An 18,315-nucleotide genomic window follows, 5' to 3' on the forward strand; every position below is an offset into this window, starting at 1 on the left:
AACGGTTCCCTAAAATGTTTGAATGGGAATTTGGTTCCAACGACAAAGTGAATTATTCCTGTTTTACAGGGTAGGGGATCCACGATCTTTTTGCATATTTTCCGTGAGCAGGTCTGCCGGCGTCCGATAGCCGAGAGATCGGCCTGATGACGTCAGTAGAACAAAAACGGGGCGACCAACTGGCCGCCCCGCTTGATATGAGACTGGGTCGAAACCTCAAGCAGGCCGCTCTTCGCCCGCGTTCGGCCTCCAGGTGATCAGCTTTCTCTCGGCGACATCGAGAATGAGATCGATGACGAGAACAAAAATGGCGAGAATGATGATACCGGCGAAAACGCCGACCGCGTCGAAGTTACCTTCCGAACGGGCGATCAGGTAACCGAGGCCTGCGGAAGACCCGAGATATTCGCCGATGATCGCGCCAACCACCGCAAATCCGACGGATGTGCGCAGCGACGACAGAATCCAGCTAGCTGCCGCCGGAAAATATACATGACGCAAGAGATCAGAGCGCTTTGCACCGAGAATGCGCGTGTTGGAAAGCACGACGGGGTTTACTTCGCGAACACCTTGCATGGCGTTGAAGAACGTCACGAAGAAGACGAGGGTGACCGCAAGAGCGACCTTTGACCAGAGGCCAAGCCCCAGCCAAAGTACGAAAATTGGCGCGAGGACCACACGCGGGATGGCATTCACGGCCTTGATGAACGGGTCCAACACACGGGCCACAAAGGGACTGAGGCCCAGCCAGACACCGGCGCCGACGCCGAGACCTGTACCGATGAGGTAACCGAGAACCGTTTCACTCAAGGTGATACCGACATGTTTGTAAAAGCCGGCATCGGCAACCCAGGTGATGACCTGCTTGACGATGTCGATGGGTGCCGGGAAGAAGAAGCGGTCGATCGCCCCGGAGCTTACCCCGAGTTGCCACCCACCCAGGAGCACGACCAGAAGCACGATCTGGATGATGCGAACATTAACGGCTTGCATAGCTTTTCTCCACTTCGCCGCGCAAAGACGCCCATATATCACGATATAGGGTCATGAATTTCGGATCGAGCTTGATTTCGGCCACGTTGCGGGGCCGTTCCAGATCAACCGGGAAGCTCTCGATAACCCGGCTCTTGGGGCCGGCAGCAAGGACGACAACCCGGTCGCCGAGTGCAATCGCCTCTTCGAGATCGTGCGTGATCATGACCACTGCACGGCGATCTTCTTGCCACAATCTCAGGAGTTCATTCTGCATGAGGTGGCGCGTGTGAATGTCGAGTGCGGAGAAGGGCTCGTCCATCAGGATGACCTTCGGCTCGGTTATAAGCGCCTGCGCCATCTGGACACGTTTGCGCTGTCCGCCTGAAAGTTGATGCGGAAAGCGCTCTTCAAACCCCTTCAGGCCAACTTTTTCCAGCCAGGCCAGAACTTTGGTACGGCGCTCGTGTTCGGATACGCCGCGGAACAGCAGGCCAAGCTCGACATTCTGATAGGCCGTTTTCCAGGGAAGCAGCGCATCCTGCTGGAAGAGATATCCGATGTTGTTCTGCACGCCCTGCACGGGAGAACCATCGATGGAGACCTTTCCCTGCGCCGGTTTCAGCAAACCCGCGATGGCATTGAGAATGGTGGACTTGCCGCATCCGGTTGGGCCGACAATCGAGAGAAACTCACCATCTCCAACTTTCAGGTTCACATCCTGGACCGCAACGAACGCGCCAAAGGCCATTGTTACGTTCTCGATTGCCACCATTGGCTGAAGATTGAGTTCCGCCACGGGTTCTAACTTTCTAATTGGCAAAGACATTGAAGACCCTCAGTTTACGCCCTTCGAAGCCGCAGCCTCGACGAACTTGTTGGTGTAGGTCGTGTTGAGATCGATCGTGGCCTTCGCGACTGCGTCGTTGAAGCTTTTCAAAACCGCCAACGGGGTTTCCAGATCGGCCTGGTTGAAGGTTCCATCTTCGGAGAAGATCGCCTTGGCGGCTTCGACCGCCTTGATGTAGGTCTGCTTGTCGCCGGACACGAAATCATCGGGAAGCTTTGCAACGATTTCCTCGGCCGAATGCTCCTTCATCCAATGCAGCGCCTTTACCGTGGCATTGGTAACCTTCTGGATCACCTCGGGATGTGCATCGATGTATTCCTGCGTCGCATACAAGACGGAGGTGGGGTAGATCCCGCCGTAGACGTCCTTGGCTCCCTGATCGCTGCGGGCATCGATCAAAATCTTGCCAAGACCACGCTCAACCACGATCGTCGCAGCCGGATCGTAATTGACCAACAGGTCAATCTTGCCTTGCTGCAGAGCGGCAACAGCAGCAGCGCCAGAGCCAACGCCGATGATGGCGATGTCATTGTCGCTCAGATTGTGCTGCTTCATGTAATAACGAATGAAGAAATCGGACGAAGACCCGGGCGAGGTGATCCCGACCTTTTTGCCCTTGATGGTTTCAGGTTTTGCCGGATCGAAGTCTGTATCGTTCTTTCCTGCGAGAACCAGCCCGGAATTGCGGGCGAGCTGAACGAAGCCAACCACGTGCTTGTTCTGGGACTGCATCTGGATCGTGTGATCGTAGAAACCGACGGCTACATCCGTGGACCCTGCGACGAGCGCCTGCAGGACTTTCGAACCGCCTTGGGCAAAGTTCTCGGTCGTCACCTCAAGGCCCTCGTCCTTGTAGAAGCCGAGGCTGGCCGCCACCGGAAAAGGCAGGTTGTTGAGGTTGTACGAACCAACACTCATTCTGACAGATTCTGCATTTGCCGACGCTGCCAGCGCACAGAGCGCCGCTGTTGCAAGCAAGTATTTACGCATGAGGGTCTCCTCCCAGTTTTGCTATGTTTTGAGCCAGTATGGCTTTGTCTAGGCTGCGTCTTCAATCGCAGCGTTTGGCTTGGCGAAGGCAAAGCCTTCGAAAAGTCTGCGGGCCGTTCTCACAAGCCCGGCTGTTATTGCTCCATTCCGCATCTCAAGTTGCACGTCCAGCCGACCGGCGGGATGCTCGATGCAGATCTGGGTCGGAACAGATCGATTTCCCGCTTGTTCAAATACCACGGAGCCTTCCGTGATCGCTGCGGTTGCTATGCCAACGGCGCCGGTCGTTGCCAGGGCAGGGTGGCACTCATTGGGCATGAAGTATCGGACAGACAGAGTGCCTCCCTTGCGGGCCGGCGCTACGATCACGGGTTTTGGTATGACCATATCCGTTACATCCCCCATCCCCATCAATTTGCCTGCCTGAATGCGTATGCGGGTCAATCGTTCGATGAGATCGCTATTGGAAGTCAGGGTCTGCGGATCTTCATATCCCGTGACGCCGAGGTCTCCCGCACGCATGAGGACCATCGGAATTGCGCAGTCTATCGCCGTCACATCTATTCCCTCAACCGTGTCGACAGGGTTTCCGGTCGGCAACAGTTTTCCGGTTTTCGCACCCGCCGCATCCACGAAAGTCAGGGCGATCGGTGCAGCCAGACCCGGAACGCCGTCGATGGATGCGTCTCCGAGATAAATTACTTCGCGACCACGCGTCGGCACCTTTGCCTCGATCAATTTTCCGGTGTTCACGTTGTGGATGCGAACCACGGTATCGCTTCCCCGAGCCTCGACAAGTCCAGCTTCGATCGCAAAGGGACCGACCGCGGCCAGCATATTTCCGCAATTGGGTGAATAGTCGACATACTGCCTGTCGGTACGAACCTGGGCGAAGAGATAGTCGATGTCTGCGCCTTCGACGGTGGAAGGACCTATGATCGCCACTTTCGAGGTGACCGGATTGCCGCCTCCTATCCCGTCTATCTGCAGCGGATGACCGGAACCCATGATGGACAAAAGTGCCGCATCCCGTTCCGCTCGATTACGCGGAAGGTCAGACGCCAGGAAGAACGGTCCACGAGATGTTCCGCCGCGCATCAGCACACAGGGTATCTTAAGCAGGTCGTTCATTTATCGCCTCAATCTTGCATTTGGTGGATCAATCCGCCTTGTTGTTGCAATATGAGCAAAAGAATCTAATCTGTTAAATGCAATGTTCGGAGGTATTATTGCGATATGAGCATCAATTGCGAAATTCTGGATCTAAGAGCATTTCAAGCAGTAGTTGAGCTTGAGAGTTTTCATAGGGCTGCCGACGCGTTGCATATTTCGCAACCGGCGCTTACCCGGCGCATCCAGAAACTGGAACAGGCCATTGGCGCGCCACTCCTGGAGAGGACCACACGCCACGTTGCCCCGACAGCGATGGGTCAGGAGGTAATGCCGCTTGTCCGACGCATGCTGGAGGAGTTCGACGGATCGCTTTTTGCGATGAAAGATGGAGCACATCGGCGCGGCCTCATCACGATGGCCTGTGTTCCAACCGCAGCGTTTTATTTTCTGCCCACCGTGATCAAAACATTTAGCAAGCAATATCCGCATATTAGGCTGCGTATCAGAGACCTTACGGCAAACGAGGGACTGCAGGCGGTTGCGCGGGGCGAGGTGGAGTTCGGGATAAACCTCATGGGTAATTCTGATCCAGACCTGGCATTCGAACCTCTTATCGATGACCCATTTGTGCTGGCGATGCGGAAAGACCACCCTCTGGCGGCTTTCGAAACTATCCAATGGAATCAACTGGAGCCTTACCCGCTGGTTGTCGTCGATCGCTCCAGCGGCAATAGAACGCTTCTGGATGGCGCACTCGCGCGGCACAATCTAAAGCTGAATTGGTTCTACGAGGTGACCCATCTCAATACGTCGCTTGGCCTGGTGGAGGCTGGGTTGGGGATTTCCGTGTTGCCGCGACTGGCTACCCCACAGGATGACCATCCTTTCCTTGTTACGCGGCCGATCGTTAATCCCGTGGTCTCCCGAACCATCGGTATCGTGCAAAGAAGAAGCAGCGCCTTATCTCCCGCCGCGGAGAAATTCGTGGAAATGCTGTTGAAGACCTGGAAAACGCCTTAGGGTTCACAATCGTGTATCTCGCCGCGAAGGGCCCGGGTCTGACGTCACCTGGTGGAAGGTCGAGAAACGGGCGAGGGTGACGCCGTCTTCTCAGAGAAGGTTGCGTCGTCACGCCGCCTTACCGGCTCTTCTAATAGCGGACCGCTTTGGCGTTCTGGGTCATAGATATGGGTTTTGCTGTTGCCATTCTCGCTGTTGAAGGAAACGGCGACGTGCACCGCGCCGATTGACGTCAGCAAGCTCAATACTGATCAACCGTACAATGTAGATGTGGTTGAAGATCATGGCCTGCTTATCGACTGACAAGGCATACTCGCAGCAAGAGCGACCTCCATCAGTATCGCTTGAGGCAATAATGTGAGGCGGAAATTGAGTGGTGTTTTGTTTAGAGCGAAAGGATGCGTTACGCTTCGACTCAGCGTGATAACGCAACAACCAGATAAGGTTCAAAACAAGTTCTAAAGGTTGCCCAAACGGTCATTTGGACTGAAAACGCAAGACATTTCAATCAGCATAAGTTCCATAATCTATCTTATGCGATTATCGTATGTAGCCGGGTACATTCTATTTTCAAGTGCGACATGCCAATGATTTCAATGGCTTCACTTTGGAGATTTTGGCATGTCCCGATGCTATACGCAGATCACCCTTGCCGATCGCCGCCGTCTTCATCATCTGGTGGCGGCAAAGGTTCCCGTCAACGAGATGGCGCGTCAGCTTGGCCGTCATCGCTCGACCATTTACCGTGAGATCAAGCGCAACACGTTTCATGACCGTGAACTGCCAGATTATGACGGCTACTACAGCACGGAAGCGCGGCCGCAAGCCCGACCGGCGGACGGACTTCATGAACGACCAGGAGGTGATTGCCAAAAGGCAGAAGGCGCTGGCGCGGATGGAAGCGGCGGAATGAACTGGCGACGTTGAATGCCAGCGGTCTATTGCAGACGTCAGCGGCGCATGCGAGTTTCGCGTTATGAAAGACGAACAACAAACTTCTTCCGATCATACACAAATCCACCTTGCTCCAGACGAAGCTCTGGTTCTTTTTGAGCTTCTTTCTCGTTGGTGCAAAGAGAGCAGCGCTCCCACGCCAAGCGCGTCCTGTTTCGAGAGCCCTGCCGAATGCGCTGTGCTGCACGGACTGCTTGCCGGTCTCGAAAAGCAGCTGGTTGCACCCTTCAGGGCAGACTACCTTGACCTTGTAAAAGAGGCCCGTCGCCGTTTGCAGTCATAGTGGGATTATCCTGCACTTAGGGTTTGATCTCATACCCGGAATGCCTGTTGATTGCCAAGGCAGATTATGCACCCTGCTGAGGAAGCTAAAGCCGAATAGGCATTCCCTCACCCGCCCCCGCTCCTTCCTTGCAACCCGGCCCAGCCGGTCGGATCGGGGGCTGACCGTCGGTGCCTGTGTCGCGTTTCTAAACAGCTGGCGAAGTCGCGCCTCTAACCAGCTTTGACATCGTATGTAGCAGCCAGATGAAGCTTTCTATGGTCTTGAGCGCCTCACCTTCATCAGCGCCGCCTAGACACTCTGTACATCGCTTGAGCACCATAGCGAGCAAAGGATTTAGAGAAAGCACCTATCCTTTATTTTTCGAGCCAAGGTGAAGCAGTGCTCCAGAAAATGCCATCACCGCCAAGAAAATCTTCCGTGAGTGGGCTTTGAACCCATGAAAGACATTGCTGACGAAATGCCCATGCATTGGCTGATGCGGCAAAGATTTTGATGATCTGTCGGAACTGATAGGGATTAAATAGTCGCCAGCGGTGTTCTCACGGGTACGACCACGTACTCATGAAGGAGCCTGCGCCGTGAAGCACCTTTACTCCATCACACTCGTTATTGCCACATTGGCCTGCATGCCTGTATCTGCAAGCCCGTTTTCGTCCGCCGCCGGACGTTACCGTATCGATCCCGCCTCGCGCATCGGATTTTCGATTGCACAGGTTGCCGGTCCGGGCATTAACGGCACTATTCCCGATATATCCGGCCGCTTCGATATCGATCCGGACCAACCGTCCAAGTCCTATGTGGAAATCAGTTTGAACCCTTCCAGCGTGAAGACAGGCCAGGAACGGGTGGAAAATTTCCTGCGGTCCAGCGCGGTTTTCAACATCGCCGCCTATCCGCAGATCGTGTTTCGCTCCAACCGCGTTACGCAGGACGGGCCGCGCAGCGCGGTCGTTGAAGGCGTGCTCACGGCCCGAGGCGTCTCCAGAGCCGAGACGTTTCACGCAACATTCGTTGAGCAGCAAAAGGGTTCTGTTACCTTCCATGTCACCGGAAATATCCCCCGCCTGCCCTATGGCATGGGCGTTGGCGTGCCGCTCTATTCGAACACGGTTGCCTTCGACATAGATTTGAAGGGCGTCAGATAAAAACGACGGAACGTCAAAAAAACGGTGGGACGGGATTAATTGTCGCTGGCCGGTGTTCTGTCTTGTATCGGACATGGTGTCCGCACCGTTACCTCTCAAAGGACGATCTCATGCGTGAACATCATTTCATTCTGGCAGGCGCTCTCGCGCTCGCCTCCACTGCCGCGCTTGCCGAACCATACGCCGGTGGCGCGGTGGTTGAAACGGCGACGGCAAAGGGCACGATCCTGACTGACGCCAAGGGCATGACCCTTTATACGTTCGACAATGATGGCAATGGCTCGTCAGCCTGCTATGACGGCTGCGCGAAGAAATGGCCGCCGCTTGCGGCTGCCAAAACCGACAAGGCGGATGGCGACTACAGACCACTCGCCCGCAGGGATGGCACGATGCAGTGGTCGCATGATGGAAAGCCGCTATATCATTGGCAGATGGACAAGAAGCCCGGCGATGTCACGGGTGATGGTGTTGGTGGCGTCTGGCACGTTGCCAAGGAATAGCACCTATGCCTGATTTTCTTGACGAGATCACAAGTTGCATACCGGCGCTTCGACGTTACGCGAATGCGCTCACGCACGACCGTGACACGGCTGACGATCTCGTTCAGGACTGTCTGGAAAGAGCCATCCGCAAAAAGGCGCTGTGGCGGCCGCAGGGGCCGTTACGTCCATGGTTGTACCGTGTGCTGGTCAACATTTACCGCAACAATCTGCGCGGCAGAAACCGCCGGCCCTCGCAAATCCCGATTGATGATGTTGCCGAACAGATGTTTGTGCCGGCGCCGCAGACGGGCCGGATCGCGCTTGCCGAAATGGCCCGTGCCATCGAAAAACTGTCAGGCGAGCACCGTGAGGCCCTCCTCCTCGTCGTCGTCGAAGGTCTGAGTTATGCGGAAGCGGCAAAGGTTCTGGAAATTCCGTTGGGCACTTTGATGTCCCGTCTGGGGCGCGCCCGAACAGCCTTGGCCCGTATGACCCAGGAAGACCAGCCAAATCTCAAGGTGATAAAATGACTGGCAACGAGCCGCAGATAACCGAAGCCGATCTGATATCCTATGTCGACGGGCAGCTCGAAGACCAGCGACGTGATGCCGTTCGCTCCCACCTCGCCTCCAATCCAGCCGATGCGCGCAAGGTCGAGATATGGCAGCGGCAGAATGCGACACTTACGGCTCTCTATCGCCCTGCTGATGTCGATGTTTTACCCGAGCGCCTCGATGTTTATCGGATGGAGCGGCGCTTGCGATCGGAGCGTGCAAATTGGCGCAATCTGGCAGCGGCATCCGTTCTCGTTCTGGCAGTTGGACTGACAGGTGGCTGGTTCGGGCGCGGACTTGTGTCGGAGGTCGAGGCACCTGCCCATTCCATCGTGGCGGATGCGACGCAGGCGCATAAGTTGTTTGCTAGCGAGGTTCTGCACCCGGTCGAAGTTCGGGCTGATGCCGAGAACGCTTCCAGCCTGCCGAAATGGCTGTCAAAACGGCTGGACCGTAAACTGAACGTGCCGGACCTCACCCGCCATGGCTTGTCCCTTGTCGGCGGCCGGGTGCTGCCCAGTTCCGAAGGCGCCGCAGCTCAGCTGATGTACGAAGACAAAAGTGGGCAGCGTGTCACTCTTTACATCGTGGCTGCGGCTGAAACGAGCGATACCGCCATGCGGCGCTCCAATGTCGACGCGCTGGAAACAGTGTCCTGGGATGACGAAACAATCCGCTGCGCTCTGGTCGGCAGCCTGCCGTCTGACCGCATGGACGCTATTGCCAAAGACACCTATCAACAGCTGAGTTAGCCGATGCAATATCTCAAGGGTCATTCCGATAGAGCGACGAGCGGCGTAAGGAGATGGCGAAACACGCCCGCCTCCTTTGGTTTGGTGGCGATCGTTTTCCATTGGACGATCGCGCTCCTATTCCTCGCGCAGCTTGCGCTGGGATATTTTATGAGCCGCGACATCGATCCGGTGCTTCAGTTCAATCTTTTTCAGTATCACAAGTCGATTGGGTTTCTGGTTCTGGCCCTTGCCGCCCCCCGCTTCATCTGGTCGGTTTTCAGCAGGAAACCGCGGGCTCTGGATGGTGAAGGGATGGCTTCGAGGTCGGCCGCACGGTCGGCTCACGCCGCGCTGCTGTTCCTTACTCTTGCCGTTCCCCTTGCCGGTTGGGCCGTCGCGTCGACGTCTCCTCTGCAGATCCCCAGTTATGTCTTCGATCTTGTCGTCGTGCCGGGACTACCCATGGCGATCTCCGACCAAGCCGAGGCCTTCTGGACTGAGGTTCACGCCACTCTGGCCTATCTTGCCGCAGTTATCGTCGTTCTTCATGTGGCAGCAGCGCTGTGGCACCATTTCGTCCGCAAAGATCCAACGCTTCGGCGCATGATCCCTTTCAGGGCTGCTGCTGATAACATGGGCCGCACCGCCTCCCCTCGAAAATAGCTAATAAAGTGTTCTCTGGTAGTCCTTTTCCAGATCGTCATCCAATTTCCGCATCTCATCCTTGTTGCTGGGCGCCCCCGTCGTTTCGTCAAGGATGATTTTGATGAGCGACGGCATCTCGGAGCGATCCTGAAAATGATCCGGGCTCCACAAATGAGACCGCCGAAACGCCTTGGCGCAATGCATGAAAACCTCACTCACCCTGACGACAATCGCGAGTTTGGGCGCACGATCATTGATGCTCATGCATCTCAGAAGTTCCGGGTCGGTTGCGAGCTTTGCCTGCCCGTTCACACGCAACGTGTCGTCAAATCCCGGTATGACAAACAATAGCCCGACGCTTGGATTGGCAATGATATTGGTCAACGTATCCAGACGATTGTTACCCGGCCGATCCGGTATCGCGAGTGTGCGTTCATCAAGAATCTTGACGAACCCCGCAGGGTCGCCACGAGGGCTTACGTCAGCACTTCCCGCCAGATTCTGCGTTCCTATGCACAGAAACGGAGAGCGTCTGATAAATTCCCGCGCATGCTCGCCAATGGTGTCCTGACACTTCAATATCGCCAGCGCGTGGGTCGCCTCGAACAATCCTCGAAGCGATGGCTCATCTGTTATTGCAAATTCCGGATCAAGTTCAAACGCCGTCATCATCCTCACCCTTGTGACGTTGCCCCGTTGTTCCCATCAGCTTCACCAGACGAAAACGCCTGGATATTGCTGACATATCGATTGTTCTTCTCTGTCCGCATTTGAGCTGCTTCTAAGTTTGAGGTACGTACCTCAATATTAGCACTATCGCAGATTTCAATTTCAATCAAGAAGTAGAACCGGCGCCGATAGAGGCACAACAATCACCGAAACGGCTGCGGGAGCCTTTGAGGGCGGGCAATCCTGTACAGACCGTGTAGTTTGTTCTTACCTTAAGGCCCTCGCTATTCACCGACGTTCAGCCGGTCGAAGCGGCCTTGAAGACGGCAAGCTGGTCGGCAAAGGCGCGTTGATAGGCCGGACGCGCCTCACCGCGAGCCACATAGGCTGAAAGGTTTGGATATTCGTCGAGGATGCCTGAGCTTTTTATCCTTTGCAGCACCGATATCATCAACAGATCTCCAGCGCTGAACGCACCGTCGAGCCAGTCGTCGTCACCGAGGGAGCGGGAGAGTTCGCCGAGCCGCTTGCTGATATTTTTATCGATCATCGCTAAGCGCTCTTCGTACCAGCTCTTGTCGCCCTCCAGAAACCGGGCAATCGAGCGGTCAACGATTGGCGGCTCCACCGTGTTGAGCGCGGCGAACATCCAGGTTATCGCCCGTGCCCGCGCATTCACATCCCGCGGCAACAGGCCGGCATTGCGCTCCGCGATGTGGAAAATGATCGCGCCGGATTCGAACAGTACGAGGTCGCCCTCCTCATAGGTCGGGATTTGTCCAAACGGCTGAAGTGCCAGATGCGCAGGTTCCCGCATCGCCTTGAAGGAGAGAAGGCGAACATCGTAAGACAGTCCAGCTTCCTCCAGCGCCCAGCGGACGCGCATGTCGCGGGCCAGACCCTTGCCGCCATCGGGCGAGCGTTCAAAAGCGGTAATCGTGATCGTCATTGCTGTTCCCCATCGCGTCTGTTTGGAGACTATTGGCTCATTGTGGTCGAGCATCAGCTTTTTGCACCGGCCGGAAAAGGCAGCGCGTCAGAATAGGCGTTTGCCAGAACGAAAACAATCCTTGTACGTTTCAATGACAGGTCATTAGCGTGCCGTTTGCCGTGGAAAGGGCTGGCCATTTCACGCAAAAACTCTAAGCTCCTGCGCCGGACGCGGATTGCCAAAACCTTCAGGATTTCAATTTAAATCATTAGGGAGAAACTATCAGATGAGCCTGCGTATAAACGACATCGCACCCGATTTCACCGCCGACACTACACACGGTCCGGTGAGCTTTCACGAATGGATCGGCGACGGCTGGGCGGTCCTGTTTTCGCATCCGAAGAATTTCACGCCGGTCTGCACCACGGAACTCGGCGCGATGGGTGGCCTGCAGCCGGAATTCGAAAAGCGCGGCGTCAAGATCATCGGCATTTCGGTCGATCCGGTCGAAAGCCATGAGAAATGGAAAAACGACATCCGCACCGCGACCGGCTTTAATGTCGATTATCCGCTGATCGGCGACAAGGACCTGAAAGTCGCGAAGCTCTATGACATGCTGCCGGCGGGCGCTGGCGAAAGCTCCGAAGGCCGCACGCCGGCCGACAACGCCACCGTGCGCTCCGTCTTCGTTGTCGGTCCCGACAAGAAGATCAAGCTGGTCCTCACCTACCCGATGACCACCGGGCGCAACTTCGACGAAATTCTTCGCGCGATCGATTCCATCCAGCTGACTTCTAAACATCAGGTGGCGACACCGGCAAACTGGAAACAGGGCGAAGACGTCATTATCACCGCCGCCGTCTCCAACGAGGATGCGATTGCCCGTTTCGGCTCCTATGACACAGTTCTTCCATACCTGCGCAAGACGAAGCAGCCCGGCTGATTTGAAATCGATAAAAGGGGCGATGGATCTCCATCGTCCCTGTTTAATCTTACTCGCGGCGCAGCTACGGCTTTATCACGCCGCCGTGGTAGTCGAGCCGGTACACCTCAACGCTGTCCCGATATATGCGCTCCACGCCGGTAAAAGACCGGAATTCGCCCTCATTGGTATCGACATAGATCATGTCTTCGACCTCGTGGGTGAAGCCGCCGAGGAAGCGCCCTTCCCTGTATAGCGTGGAAAGCGATCGCTGGATCACCCTGCCCGCCACCGTGCCGTCGATTAGCTCAGGGCGGATGATGCGGCCGTAATAATTCATGGCCCAAAGTGGAATTCCCTGATGCCAGACGACCTCCTGACCGATGAAGTCGGTTCCGCCGAAATAGCTATCGATGTAGTTCCAGTCGCCACTTCGAAAGCCGAGGTCGTGTGAGCCGATGCGGGTGGGTGTCGAGGATTTGTTGCCGCCGCCCACATAAGTGGCGGACTTGGCCTGCACGATGAATTCTTCCACCATCGGGAATACCTCATATCAGGAACATAAAGTGAACATACTGGAGTTGTGTGAAGGTCGCAAGCGTATTCCTTACCCTGCCTGTCGCCATATTTTCACAGATGGCGGGCTTGGTAATCGCAGCGTTTGCCCTTAAAAGCGATGCATAAATGATCCTCGAAGAGTGCCCATGTCGCAGACCCCGCAAATCTATGTCGATGCCGACGCCTGCCCCGTGAAACCCGAGATTCTCAAGGTGGCGGAACGGCATGGGCTGGAGGTGACATTCGTTGCCAATTCCGGTTTGCGCCCGTCGCGCGATCCGATGGTGAAAAACGTGATCGTATCGGCCGGTTTCGATGCGGCGGATGACTGGATTGCGGAGCGTGCGGGCGAAAATGATATCGTCATTACCGCCGATGTGCCGCTCGCCGGGCGTTGCGTTGCCAGGGGCGCGCTGGTGACGGGACCGACCGGCCGCGTTTTCGACCAAACCAACATCGGCATGGCAACTGCGATGCGCGACCTTGGCGCACACCTGCGCGAAACCGGTGAGAGCAAGGGATATAACGCGGCTTTCTCGCCGCGCGACCGGTCTGCTTTTCTGGAGACGCTTGACCGTTTCTGCCGCCGTGTCAAAAAATGACCGCGTAAACAGGAAGGCGCAGCCCATGACCCCGGCCAATCCGCAGAGCAACACCTACAGCCGCCATAAGCCTTTCTTCGTCGCTCTTTTTGTTGGCGCCTTCGGCCTCGGCTTGGCGCTGGCATTCGCACGGCCGCTCGCCATCGAAATTGCAGCCATTCTGTTTTTCCTGACCTATCTCGGGCTGGTGGCCTTTCGGCTTCCGAAATTAACGGCCCAGCACCTGAAAGCGCATGCCGATAGTGATGACCTGCCGGCAATGGCCATCATCGCCATTACGCTGATCGCTGCCACCGTCGCCGTCGTTTCACTTTTCCAGGCACTCAACCATTCCGGCGAAACCGTCTGGACGCTGCTGCTCGCCTTCGGCTCCGTGATTTTCGGGTGGCTGACAATCCACACCATGACCGCCTTGCACTATGCCCATCTTTACTGGCGTCCGGAAACCGTTGATGGCAAACGCAAGCATCGCGGCGGCATGGATTTCCCGGCAACGAAGGAACCCTGCGGTTACGACTTCCTCTATTTCGCTGTTGTCATCGGTATGACGGCGCAGACCTCGGATGTTGCTGTAACCACGACACCGATGCGCAAGGTCACGCTGTTGCACTCCATCGTCTCCTTCTTCTTCAACACGGTTCTGGTAGCAGCGGCGGTCAATGCTGCGGTCGCGCTTGCGGGCTGAACCGGAAAAAACTCTTCATAAAGGAATGGCTTCATGAATATCATCTCGCAAAATACGGCCTTTGGCGGCATGCAGGGCGTATTTTCGCACCCGTCCGAAACCCTGAAATGCGAGATGACCTTTGCAGTCTATGTGCCGCCGAAGGCGATCAACGAGCCGTGCCCGGTTCTGTGGTATCTTTCCGGCCTCACCTGTACCCACGCCAATGTCATGGAAAAAGGCGAATATCGCCGCATAGCGTCCGAACTCGGGCTGATCATCGTTTGCCCGGATACCAGCCCGCGTGGCAACGATGTGCCTGATGAAGTGACCAACTGGCAGATGGGCAAGGGCGCGGGCTTTTATCTCGACGCCACGCAGGAGCCTTGGTCGGAGCACTACCATATGTACAGCTACGTGACGGAAGAGCTGCCAGCCTTCATTGGCCAGCATTTCCGCGCGGATTTGAGCCGTCAGGGCATTTTCGGCCATTCGATGGGCGGCCATGGCGCCATGACGATTGCGCTTAAGAACCCAGACCGCTTCAAGAGCTGCTCCGCCTTCGCCCCAATCGTCGCCCCCTCCTCTGCCGACTGGTCCGAACCGGCGCTGGAAAAATATCTCGGAACGGATCGTGCCGCATGGCGGCAATACGATGCCTGCTCGCTGGTCGAAGACGGCGCCCGTTTTCCGGAATTCCTGATCGACCAGGGAAAGGCCGACAGTTTCCTCGAAAAAGGCCTGCGTCCCTGGCTGTTCGAAGAGGCGATCAAAGGAACCGATATCGGCCTGACGCTGCGCATGCACGAGCGTTACGACCACTCCTATTATTTCATCTCCAGCTTCATGGATGACCATCTGAAATGGCATGCCGAGCGACTTGGCTAAGGCTGCGAAAGGGGAAGCTTAACCTGCGCGGTTTGGATTCGTCCGACATCTTGAACAGCGACGTGACGGCGTTTTTAGTACGCCGTCTTCGCTATGGCTTTCGGAGATTTATGCATCCAAAGGAATGCGGGCGATGACCTTGGTCTCGAAATCGAAGCCCGCGAGCCAGTTCACGCCTATTGCAGTCCAGTTCGGGTAAGGCTTCGTGCTGAAAATCTGCTGCTTGACGGCCATGATGGTTTCGAACTGTTTTTCGGGGTCCGTATGGAATGTCGTCACGTCGACAATATCATCAAATGTACAGCCCGCTGCATGCAGCGTGGCTTTGAGATTTTCGAAAGCCAATTGTACCTGACGTTCAAAATCGGGTTCTGGCGTTCCATCGGAAAGGCTGCCCACCTGCCCGGAAACGAACAGAAGGTCCCCGGATCGGATAGCCGCCGAATAGCCGTGCTCCTCGTAAAGAGCATGTCTGTTTGCGGGAAAGATTGCTTCGCGCTTCGCCATTTTTAAATCTCTCTTCTTTGTAATCAAGTGCACTCTCTGGGCGGAACGTTACGCTTCGAGCGCTTCACACAACGCCTTATTTGATATACGGTGCGTATTTGAATTTGGTGGCATACGTTCCGTATGTCAACCCGTATACGTCACGTATGTAAAATTGAGGAGAGTATGGCGAAACGACGCGCGGAAACGATGGAGGAAAATCGCGTAAAACTGATCGCGGCTGCACGAAAGATTTTCGCCGAAAAGGGATACTCTTCCGCATCAATGGACGAGTTGACCGCTCAGGTTGGTCTGACGCGTGGGGCGCTTTATCACAATTTCGGAGATAAGCGTGGGCTGCTGGCGGCGGTGGTCGATCAGATCGATTCTGAAATGGCGTCTCGCGCTCAAGAGATCGGGGCATTGGCCGAGGACGATTGGCAAGGTTTGCTCGCCGAGGGCGCCGCCTATATCGAAATGGCGCTTGATCCGGAAGTACAACGCATCGTTCTGCTCGACGGGCCTGCGGTGTTGGGTGATCCGTCGCAGTGGCCTAGCCAGAGCAGTTGTCTGCAGACGACCAAGGGAACGGTTCAGAGCCTCATCGAACAGGGGGTCATCAAGTCAGTCGATGCGGAAGCTGCTGCCCGGCTTCTAAGCGGCGCTGCACTTAATGCTGCGCTATGGATCGCCGCCAGTGACGATCCCGTGAGGGTGCTGCCGAAGGCTGTCGAGGCTTTCCAGTCCATGGCCACCGGCCTTCTTGTGAAACCAGTTTAAACTCTATCTGGAAACCATACTTGTTCACGGAAACAACGCCGTCGCCAGCGTTGTCGGTCCGGGTCGGCTCAGCCGGAACTCGCGGATCACGCGCTCCGCGACGCCGTAAGCGAGATCCTGCTCGATCGACTGATTGTCGAAGCTGACGACGGTGGCTGTGAATTTGGCCTCGGCGATCACCTCGCCCGTCGCCACGGCGGCCGCACGAACGATGACACGGGCCGATGCCCGTTCTCCAAACAGGAAGGGGCCGCGGGTGACGGATGCGAGGCGAATGGTCAGCACAACGCGCGGTCTGATTTCGCCGCGTGCCGTCGTTTTGATGGCATTCTGTAGTTGCGCATGAATGGATTGCATCAATGCCGGCGCTACATCCGGCCGTGCCGCTACAAAGGCGCCGCGCACATCATAAAGCAGCCGGTCGGCATTGGTCGCCTCCGGTTCCAGCCTGAAAGACATGAGCGTGAAACACGCCAGCACAACAATGCCAAGGCGTTTCAATCGAGTGTTCATGATCTGCGGCTCCCCTAACGTGAGGTAACCGCATATTCGGTCATCAGGGTTAGAAAAGCGTTAAGGCGCGATCTTCAACGCCTCCAGAACGCTGAGTGCTGCACGCATGTCGATGAGCCTAGTGGCGCGGCGCTCCAGCGCCTCCTCGTCCTCGCCCCAATGTTCGGCGGTCCAGTCCTCGTCAAGATGGGCCAGCGCCCAGGTTTCCTCCAGCGTCAGCTGCCCTTCCGCCAGTGCCAGCGCCAGAATGGCGGAGCCGGTCAGCGACGTCATGGTGTGCAGGGCGGCAAGCGCGATCGGCGTATCGTATTTTTTGAGCGTCACGGCAAAGGCTGCAACCGCTTCCCGAGGCTGATCGCGATGCATGACGCCTTCAACGAGAATGAAGCGTGCGCCGAGAACATTGGCCGCCCAGTCGATCACCGGATCCCAATGGTCCGCCTGCCGCGCCACAAGCGCTTCCGGTTGACCTGCGCGGTAGCACAGGAGATCGGAAGAGGAGAAGCGCAGTATGTCCTCGAAAACCGCCTGGGTGTCGCTGGCGATGCCGTCGATGGCGGTGTTCACATGCCGCGAGACCGGCATGACGACCGGGTTCACCACTTCTTTCTGCGCATCCCATTCATCGCGAAGCAGATCCGCAAGCGCCTTCGAGGGCAAGACAAGCGGCTTCTTGGCGGGCGTTCGCAAAGGTTTGCCATCGAGATGGATGGTGAAGCCGCCGTCTTCCACGTCAGCAACGGTAACGTCCTTATAGAAACGTTTCGGCAGGGGCCGCTGCATCTGGATTTGGGCGCGAAGGATCGGATCGGGGTGGCTGAGGCCTTCCGAAAGGTCGTTCAGGAGATCACGCATGGCACGTCCTCATCAGTCGAATAGAAAGGATCATTCAAGAATATCGGCGGGAACATGGGCCGGAATTTCGCTCGGATGGCTGACGACGGCGTCTGCGCCTGCCTTCCAGAGATCATCGACCGAGGCGTAGCCCCAGGCAACGCCGATGGCCTTTGCGCCGGCGGCCTTTGCCATCTGCATGTCATAGATAGCATCGCCGATGACGACAGTGTCGGCCGGAACCATGCCGGTTTCATGGCAACATTCCATCACCATGGCCGGATGCGGCTTGGAAGGGCAATCATCCGCCGTGCGCGACACGATGAAATGCTCGGCAAAACCATGCGTTTCGAGAATATGGGTCAACCCGCGACGGCCCTTGCCGGTGACCGCGCCGATCAGCACCTCATCCCGCCTGGCGAGCGTGTCGATCAAGGGCGCGATACCGTCGAACAGCGGCTCGATCATGCCAGGTCGGGCGCGGATCGGGTGATAGATTTCCCGATAGCGCTCAGTCATCGCGCGCACCTCGTCATCCACATGCGCCTTACCGAGCATGCGGGCGATGGCGATGTCGAGCGTCAGGCCGATAATTGCCTTGGTCTGTGCAATATCAGGCCGTGGCTTTCCGAAATCGGCGAAGGTATCGACCATGACGGCATGGATAAGGCCGGCGCTGTCGACCAGCGTGCCGTCACAATCGAAAAGAACGAGTTTCATCTG

General features: G+C 56.5%; 22 protein-coding genes and 1 pseudogene. 12 read left to right on the forward strand and 11 right to left on the reverse strand.

What is annotated here, in order from left to right; genetic code table 11:
• Positions 1 to 216: 216 nt before the first annotated feature.
• The 4 genes from ACQZ45_RS01845 to ACQZ45_RS01860 all read right to left on the reverse strand — a co-directional run bounded on the left by ACQZ45_RS01845 (position 217) and on the right by ACQZ45_RS01860 (position 3,943).
• Entirely contained in the window at positions 217 to 993 is a 777-nt protein-coding gene (locus tag ACQZ45_RS01845) for an ABC transporter permease (protein WP_003515221.1), read from the reverse strand.
• Entirely contained in the window at positions 980 to 1,747 is a 768-nt protein-coding gene (locus ACQZ45_RS01850) for an ABC transporter ATP-binding protein (RefSeq protein ID WP_003515220.1), read from the reverse strand. The genes ACQZ45_RS01845 and ACQZ45_RS01850 overlap by 14 nt, the downstream gene beginning before the upstream one ends.
• A gap of 63 nt (positions 1,748 to 1,810) precedes the next feature.
• On the reverse strand, positions 1,811 to 2,812 hold the full coding sequence (locus ACQZ45_RS01855) for an ABC transporter substrate-binding protein (protein WP_003515219.1): 1,002 nt from the start codon (positions 2,810 to 2,812) through the stop codon (positions 1,811 to 1,813).
• A gap of 48 nt (positions 2,813 to 2,860) precedes the next feature.
• Positions 2,861 to 3,943 (reverse strand): 4-oxalomesaconate tautomerase, encoded by a 1,083-nt coding sequence (locus ACQZ45_RS01860; RefSeq protein ID WP_113291725.1) that lies wholly within the window; start codon positions 3,941 to 3,943, stop codon positions 2,861 to 2,863.
• 105 nt (positions 3,944 to 4,048) lie between these two features.
• On the opposite strand from ACQZ45_RS01860, the gene ACQZ45_RS01865 reads away from it, so the two are divergent.
• From ACQZ45_RS01865 to ACQZ45_RS01895, 7 genes and pseudogenes are all read left to right on the forward strand, one after another.
• Entirely contained in the window at positions 4,049 to 4,945 is an 897-nt protein-coding gene (locus tag ACQZ45_RS01865) for a LysR family transcriptional regulator (RefSeq protein WP_003515217.1), read from the forward strand.
• Between the two features lie 621 nt (positions 4,946 to 5,566).
• Positions 5,567 to 5,776 (forward strand): annotated as a pseudogene (locus ACQZ45_RS01870) (helix-turn-helix domain-containing protein); the annotation flags it as partial.
• A 987-nt stretch (positions 5,777 to 6,763) separates the two neighbouring features.
• Positions 6,764 to 7,330: a YceI family protein gene (locus ACQZ45_RS01875; protein ID WP_003513002.1), complete on the forward strand. Its 567-nt coding sequence runs from the start codon at positions 6,764 to 6,766 to the stop codon at positions 7,328 to 7,330.
• Positions 7,331 to 7,440: 110 nt separating this feature from the next.
• Positions 7,441 to 7,830 (forward strand): COG4315 family predicted lipoprotein, encoded by a 390-nt coding sequence (locus ACQZ45_RS01880; protein WP_003513000.1) that lies wholly within the window; start codon positions 7,441 to 7,443, stop codon positions 7,828 to 7,830.
• 5 nt (positions 7,831 to 7,835) lie between these two features.
• Positions 7,836 to 8,342 carry a sigma-70 family RNA polymerase sigma factor gene (locus ACQZ45_RS01885; RefSeq protein ID WP_025593404.1) on the forward strand — a complete coding sequence of 169 codons (507 nt, stop codon included), beginning with the start codon at positions 7,836 to 7,838 and terminating at the stop codon, positions 8,340 to 8,342.
• On the forward strand, positions 8,339 to 9,118 hold the full coding sequence (locus ACQZ45_RS01890; protein WP_113291517.1) for an anti-sigma factor family protein: 780 nt from the start codon (positions 8,339 to 8,341) through the stop codon (positions 9,116 to 9,118). Before ACQZ45_RS01885 ends, ACQZ45_RS01890 begins: the two co-directional genes overlap by 4 nt.
• A 3-nt stretch (positions 9,119 to 9,121) precedes the next feature.
• On the forward strand, positions 9,122 to 9,763 hold the full coding sequence (locus ACQZ45_RS01895) for a cytochrome b (protein ID WP_113291516.1): 642 nt from the start codon (positions 9,122 to 9,124) through the stop codon (positions 9,761 to 9,763).
• Here the strand turns inward: ACQZ45_RS01895 and ACQZ45_RS01900 are convergent, their stop codons facing one another.
• Both ACQZ45_RS01900 and ACQZ45_RS01905 read right to left on the reverse strand, forming a co-directional pair.
• Positions 9,764 to 10,414 carry a pyridoxamine 5'-phosphate oxidase family protein gene (locus tag ACQZ45_RS01900; RefSeq protein ID WP_025593402.1) on the reverse strand — a complete coding sequence of 217 codons (651 nt, stop codon included), beginning with the start codon at positions 10,412 to 10,414 and terminating at the stop codon, positions 9,764 to 9,766.
• A gap of 298 nt (positions 10,415 to 10,712) precedes the next feature.
• Complete coding sequence (locus tag ACQZ45_RS01905; RefSeq protein ID WP_113291515.1) at positions 10,713 to 11,363, reverse strand: glutathione S-transferase family protein; 651 nt, start codon at positions 11,361 to 11,363, stop codon at positions 10,713 to 10,715.
• Positions 11,364 to 11,631: 268 nt separating this feature from the next.
• Here ACQZ45_RS01905 and ACQZ45_RS01910 point away from each other — a divergent pair, with 268 nt between their 5' ends.
• The gene (locus ACQZ45_RS01910; RefSeq protein WP_013636063.1) at positions 11,632 to 12,288 is read left to right on the forward strand and encodes a peroxiredoxin; all 657 of its coding nucleotides are present in this window, start codon (positions 11,632 to 11,634) and stop codon (positions 12,286 to 12,288) included.
• Positions 12,289 to 12,352: 64 nt separating this feature from the next.
• Here ACQZ45_RS01910 and ACQZ45_RS01915 read toward each other — a convergent pair whose 3' ends face one another.
• A complete protein-coding gene (locus ACQZ45_RS01915) occupies positions 12,353 to 12,805 on the reverse strand; it encodes a DUF5680 domain-containing protein (protein ID WP_113291514.1) in 453 nt (150 codons plus the stop codon).
• Positions 12,806 to 12,971: 166 nt separating this feature from the next.
• Between ACQZ45_RS01915 and ACQZ45_RS01920 the strand changes: the two genes are divergently transcribed.
• Genes ACQZ45_RS01920 through fghA form a run of 3 tightly spaced genes read left to right on the forward strand, consistent with a single transcriptional unit; the run spans position 12,972 to position 14,979 of the window.
• Positions 12,972 to 13,427: a YaiI/YqxD family protein gene (locus tag ACQZ45_RS01920; RefSeq protein ID WP_003512976.1), complete on the forward strand. Its 456-nt coding sequence runs from the start codon at positions 12,972 to 12,974 to the stop codon at positions 13,425 to 13,427.
• Positions 13,428 to 13,452: 25 nt separating this feature from the next.
• Positions 13,453 to 14,112: a DUF1345 domain-containing protein gene (locus ACQZ45_RS01925; RefSeq protein ID WP_013636061.1), complete on the forward strand. Its 660-nt coding sequence runs from the start codon at positions 13,453 to 13,455 to the stop codon at positions 14,110 to 14,112.
• 33 nt (positions 14,113 to 14,145) lie between these two features.
• Positions 14,146 to 14,979 (forward strand): S-formylglutathione hydrolase, encoded by an 834-nt coding sequence (gene fghA, locus ACQZ45_RS01930; protein ID WP_113291513.1) that lies wholly within the window; start codon positions 14,146 to 14,148, stop codon positions 14,977 to 14,979.
• 108 nt (positions 14,980 to 15,087) lie between these two features.
• On the opposite strand, the gene ACQZ45_RS01935 is transcribed toward fghA, so the two are convergent.
• Complete coding sequence (locus tag ACQZ45_RS01935) at positions 15,088 to 15,486, reverse strand: RidA family protein (protein ID WP_113291512.1); 399 nt, start codon at positions 15,484 to 15,486, stop codon at positions 15,088 to 15,090.
• Positions 15,487 to 15,651: 165 nt separating this feature from the next.
• Between ACQZ45_RS01935 and ACQZ45_RS01940 the strand changes: the two genes are divergently transcribed.
• Complete coding sequence (locus tag ACQZ45_RS01940; RefSeq protein ID WP_013636058.1) at positions 15,652 to 16,245, forward strand: TetR/AcrR family transcriptional regulator; 594 nt, start codon at positions 15,652 to 15,654, stop codon at positions 16,243 to 16,245.
• 24 nt (positions 16,246 to 16,269) lie between these two features.
• Here ACQZ45_RS01940 and ACQZ45_RS01945 read toward each other — a convergent pair whose 3' ends face one another.
• Genes ACQZ45_RS01945 through ACQZ45_RS01955 form a run of 3 tightly spaced genes read right to left on the reverse strand, consistent with a single transcriptional unit; the run spans position 16,270 to position 18,312 of the window.
• Positions 16,270 to 16,758, reverse strand: coding sequence for a hypothetical protein (locus ACQZ45_RS01945; RefSeq protein WP_013636057.1), 489 nt, complete (start codon positions 16,756 to 16,758; stop codon positions 16,270 to 16,272).
• Between the two features lie 60 nt (positions 16,759 to 16,818).
• Complete coding sequence (locus ACQZ45_RS01950) at positions 16,819 to 17,613, reverse strand: ATP12 family chaperone protein (RefSeq protein WP_038490935.1); 795 nt, start codon at positions 17,611 to 17,613, stop codon at positions 16,819 to 16,821.
• Positions 17,614 to 17,643: 30 nt separating this feature from the next.
• Positions 17,644 to 18,312: an HAD family hydrolase gene (locus ACQZ45_RS01955; protein WP_013636056.1), complete on the reverse strand. Its 669-nt coding sequence runs from the start codon at positions 18,310 to 18,312 to the stop codon at positions 17,644 to 17,646.
• Positions 18,313 to 18,315 lie beyond the last annotated feature (3 nt).

Source organism: Agrobacterium sp. 16-2014-1-2a (genome assembly GCF_053522705.1).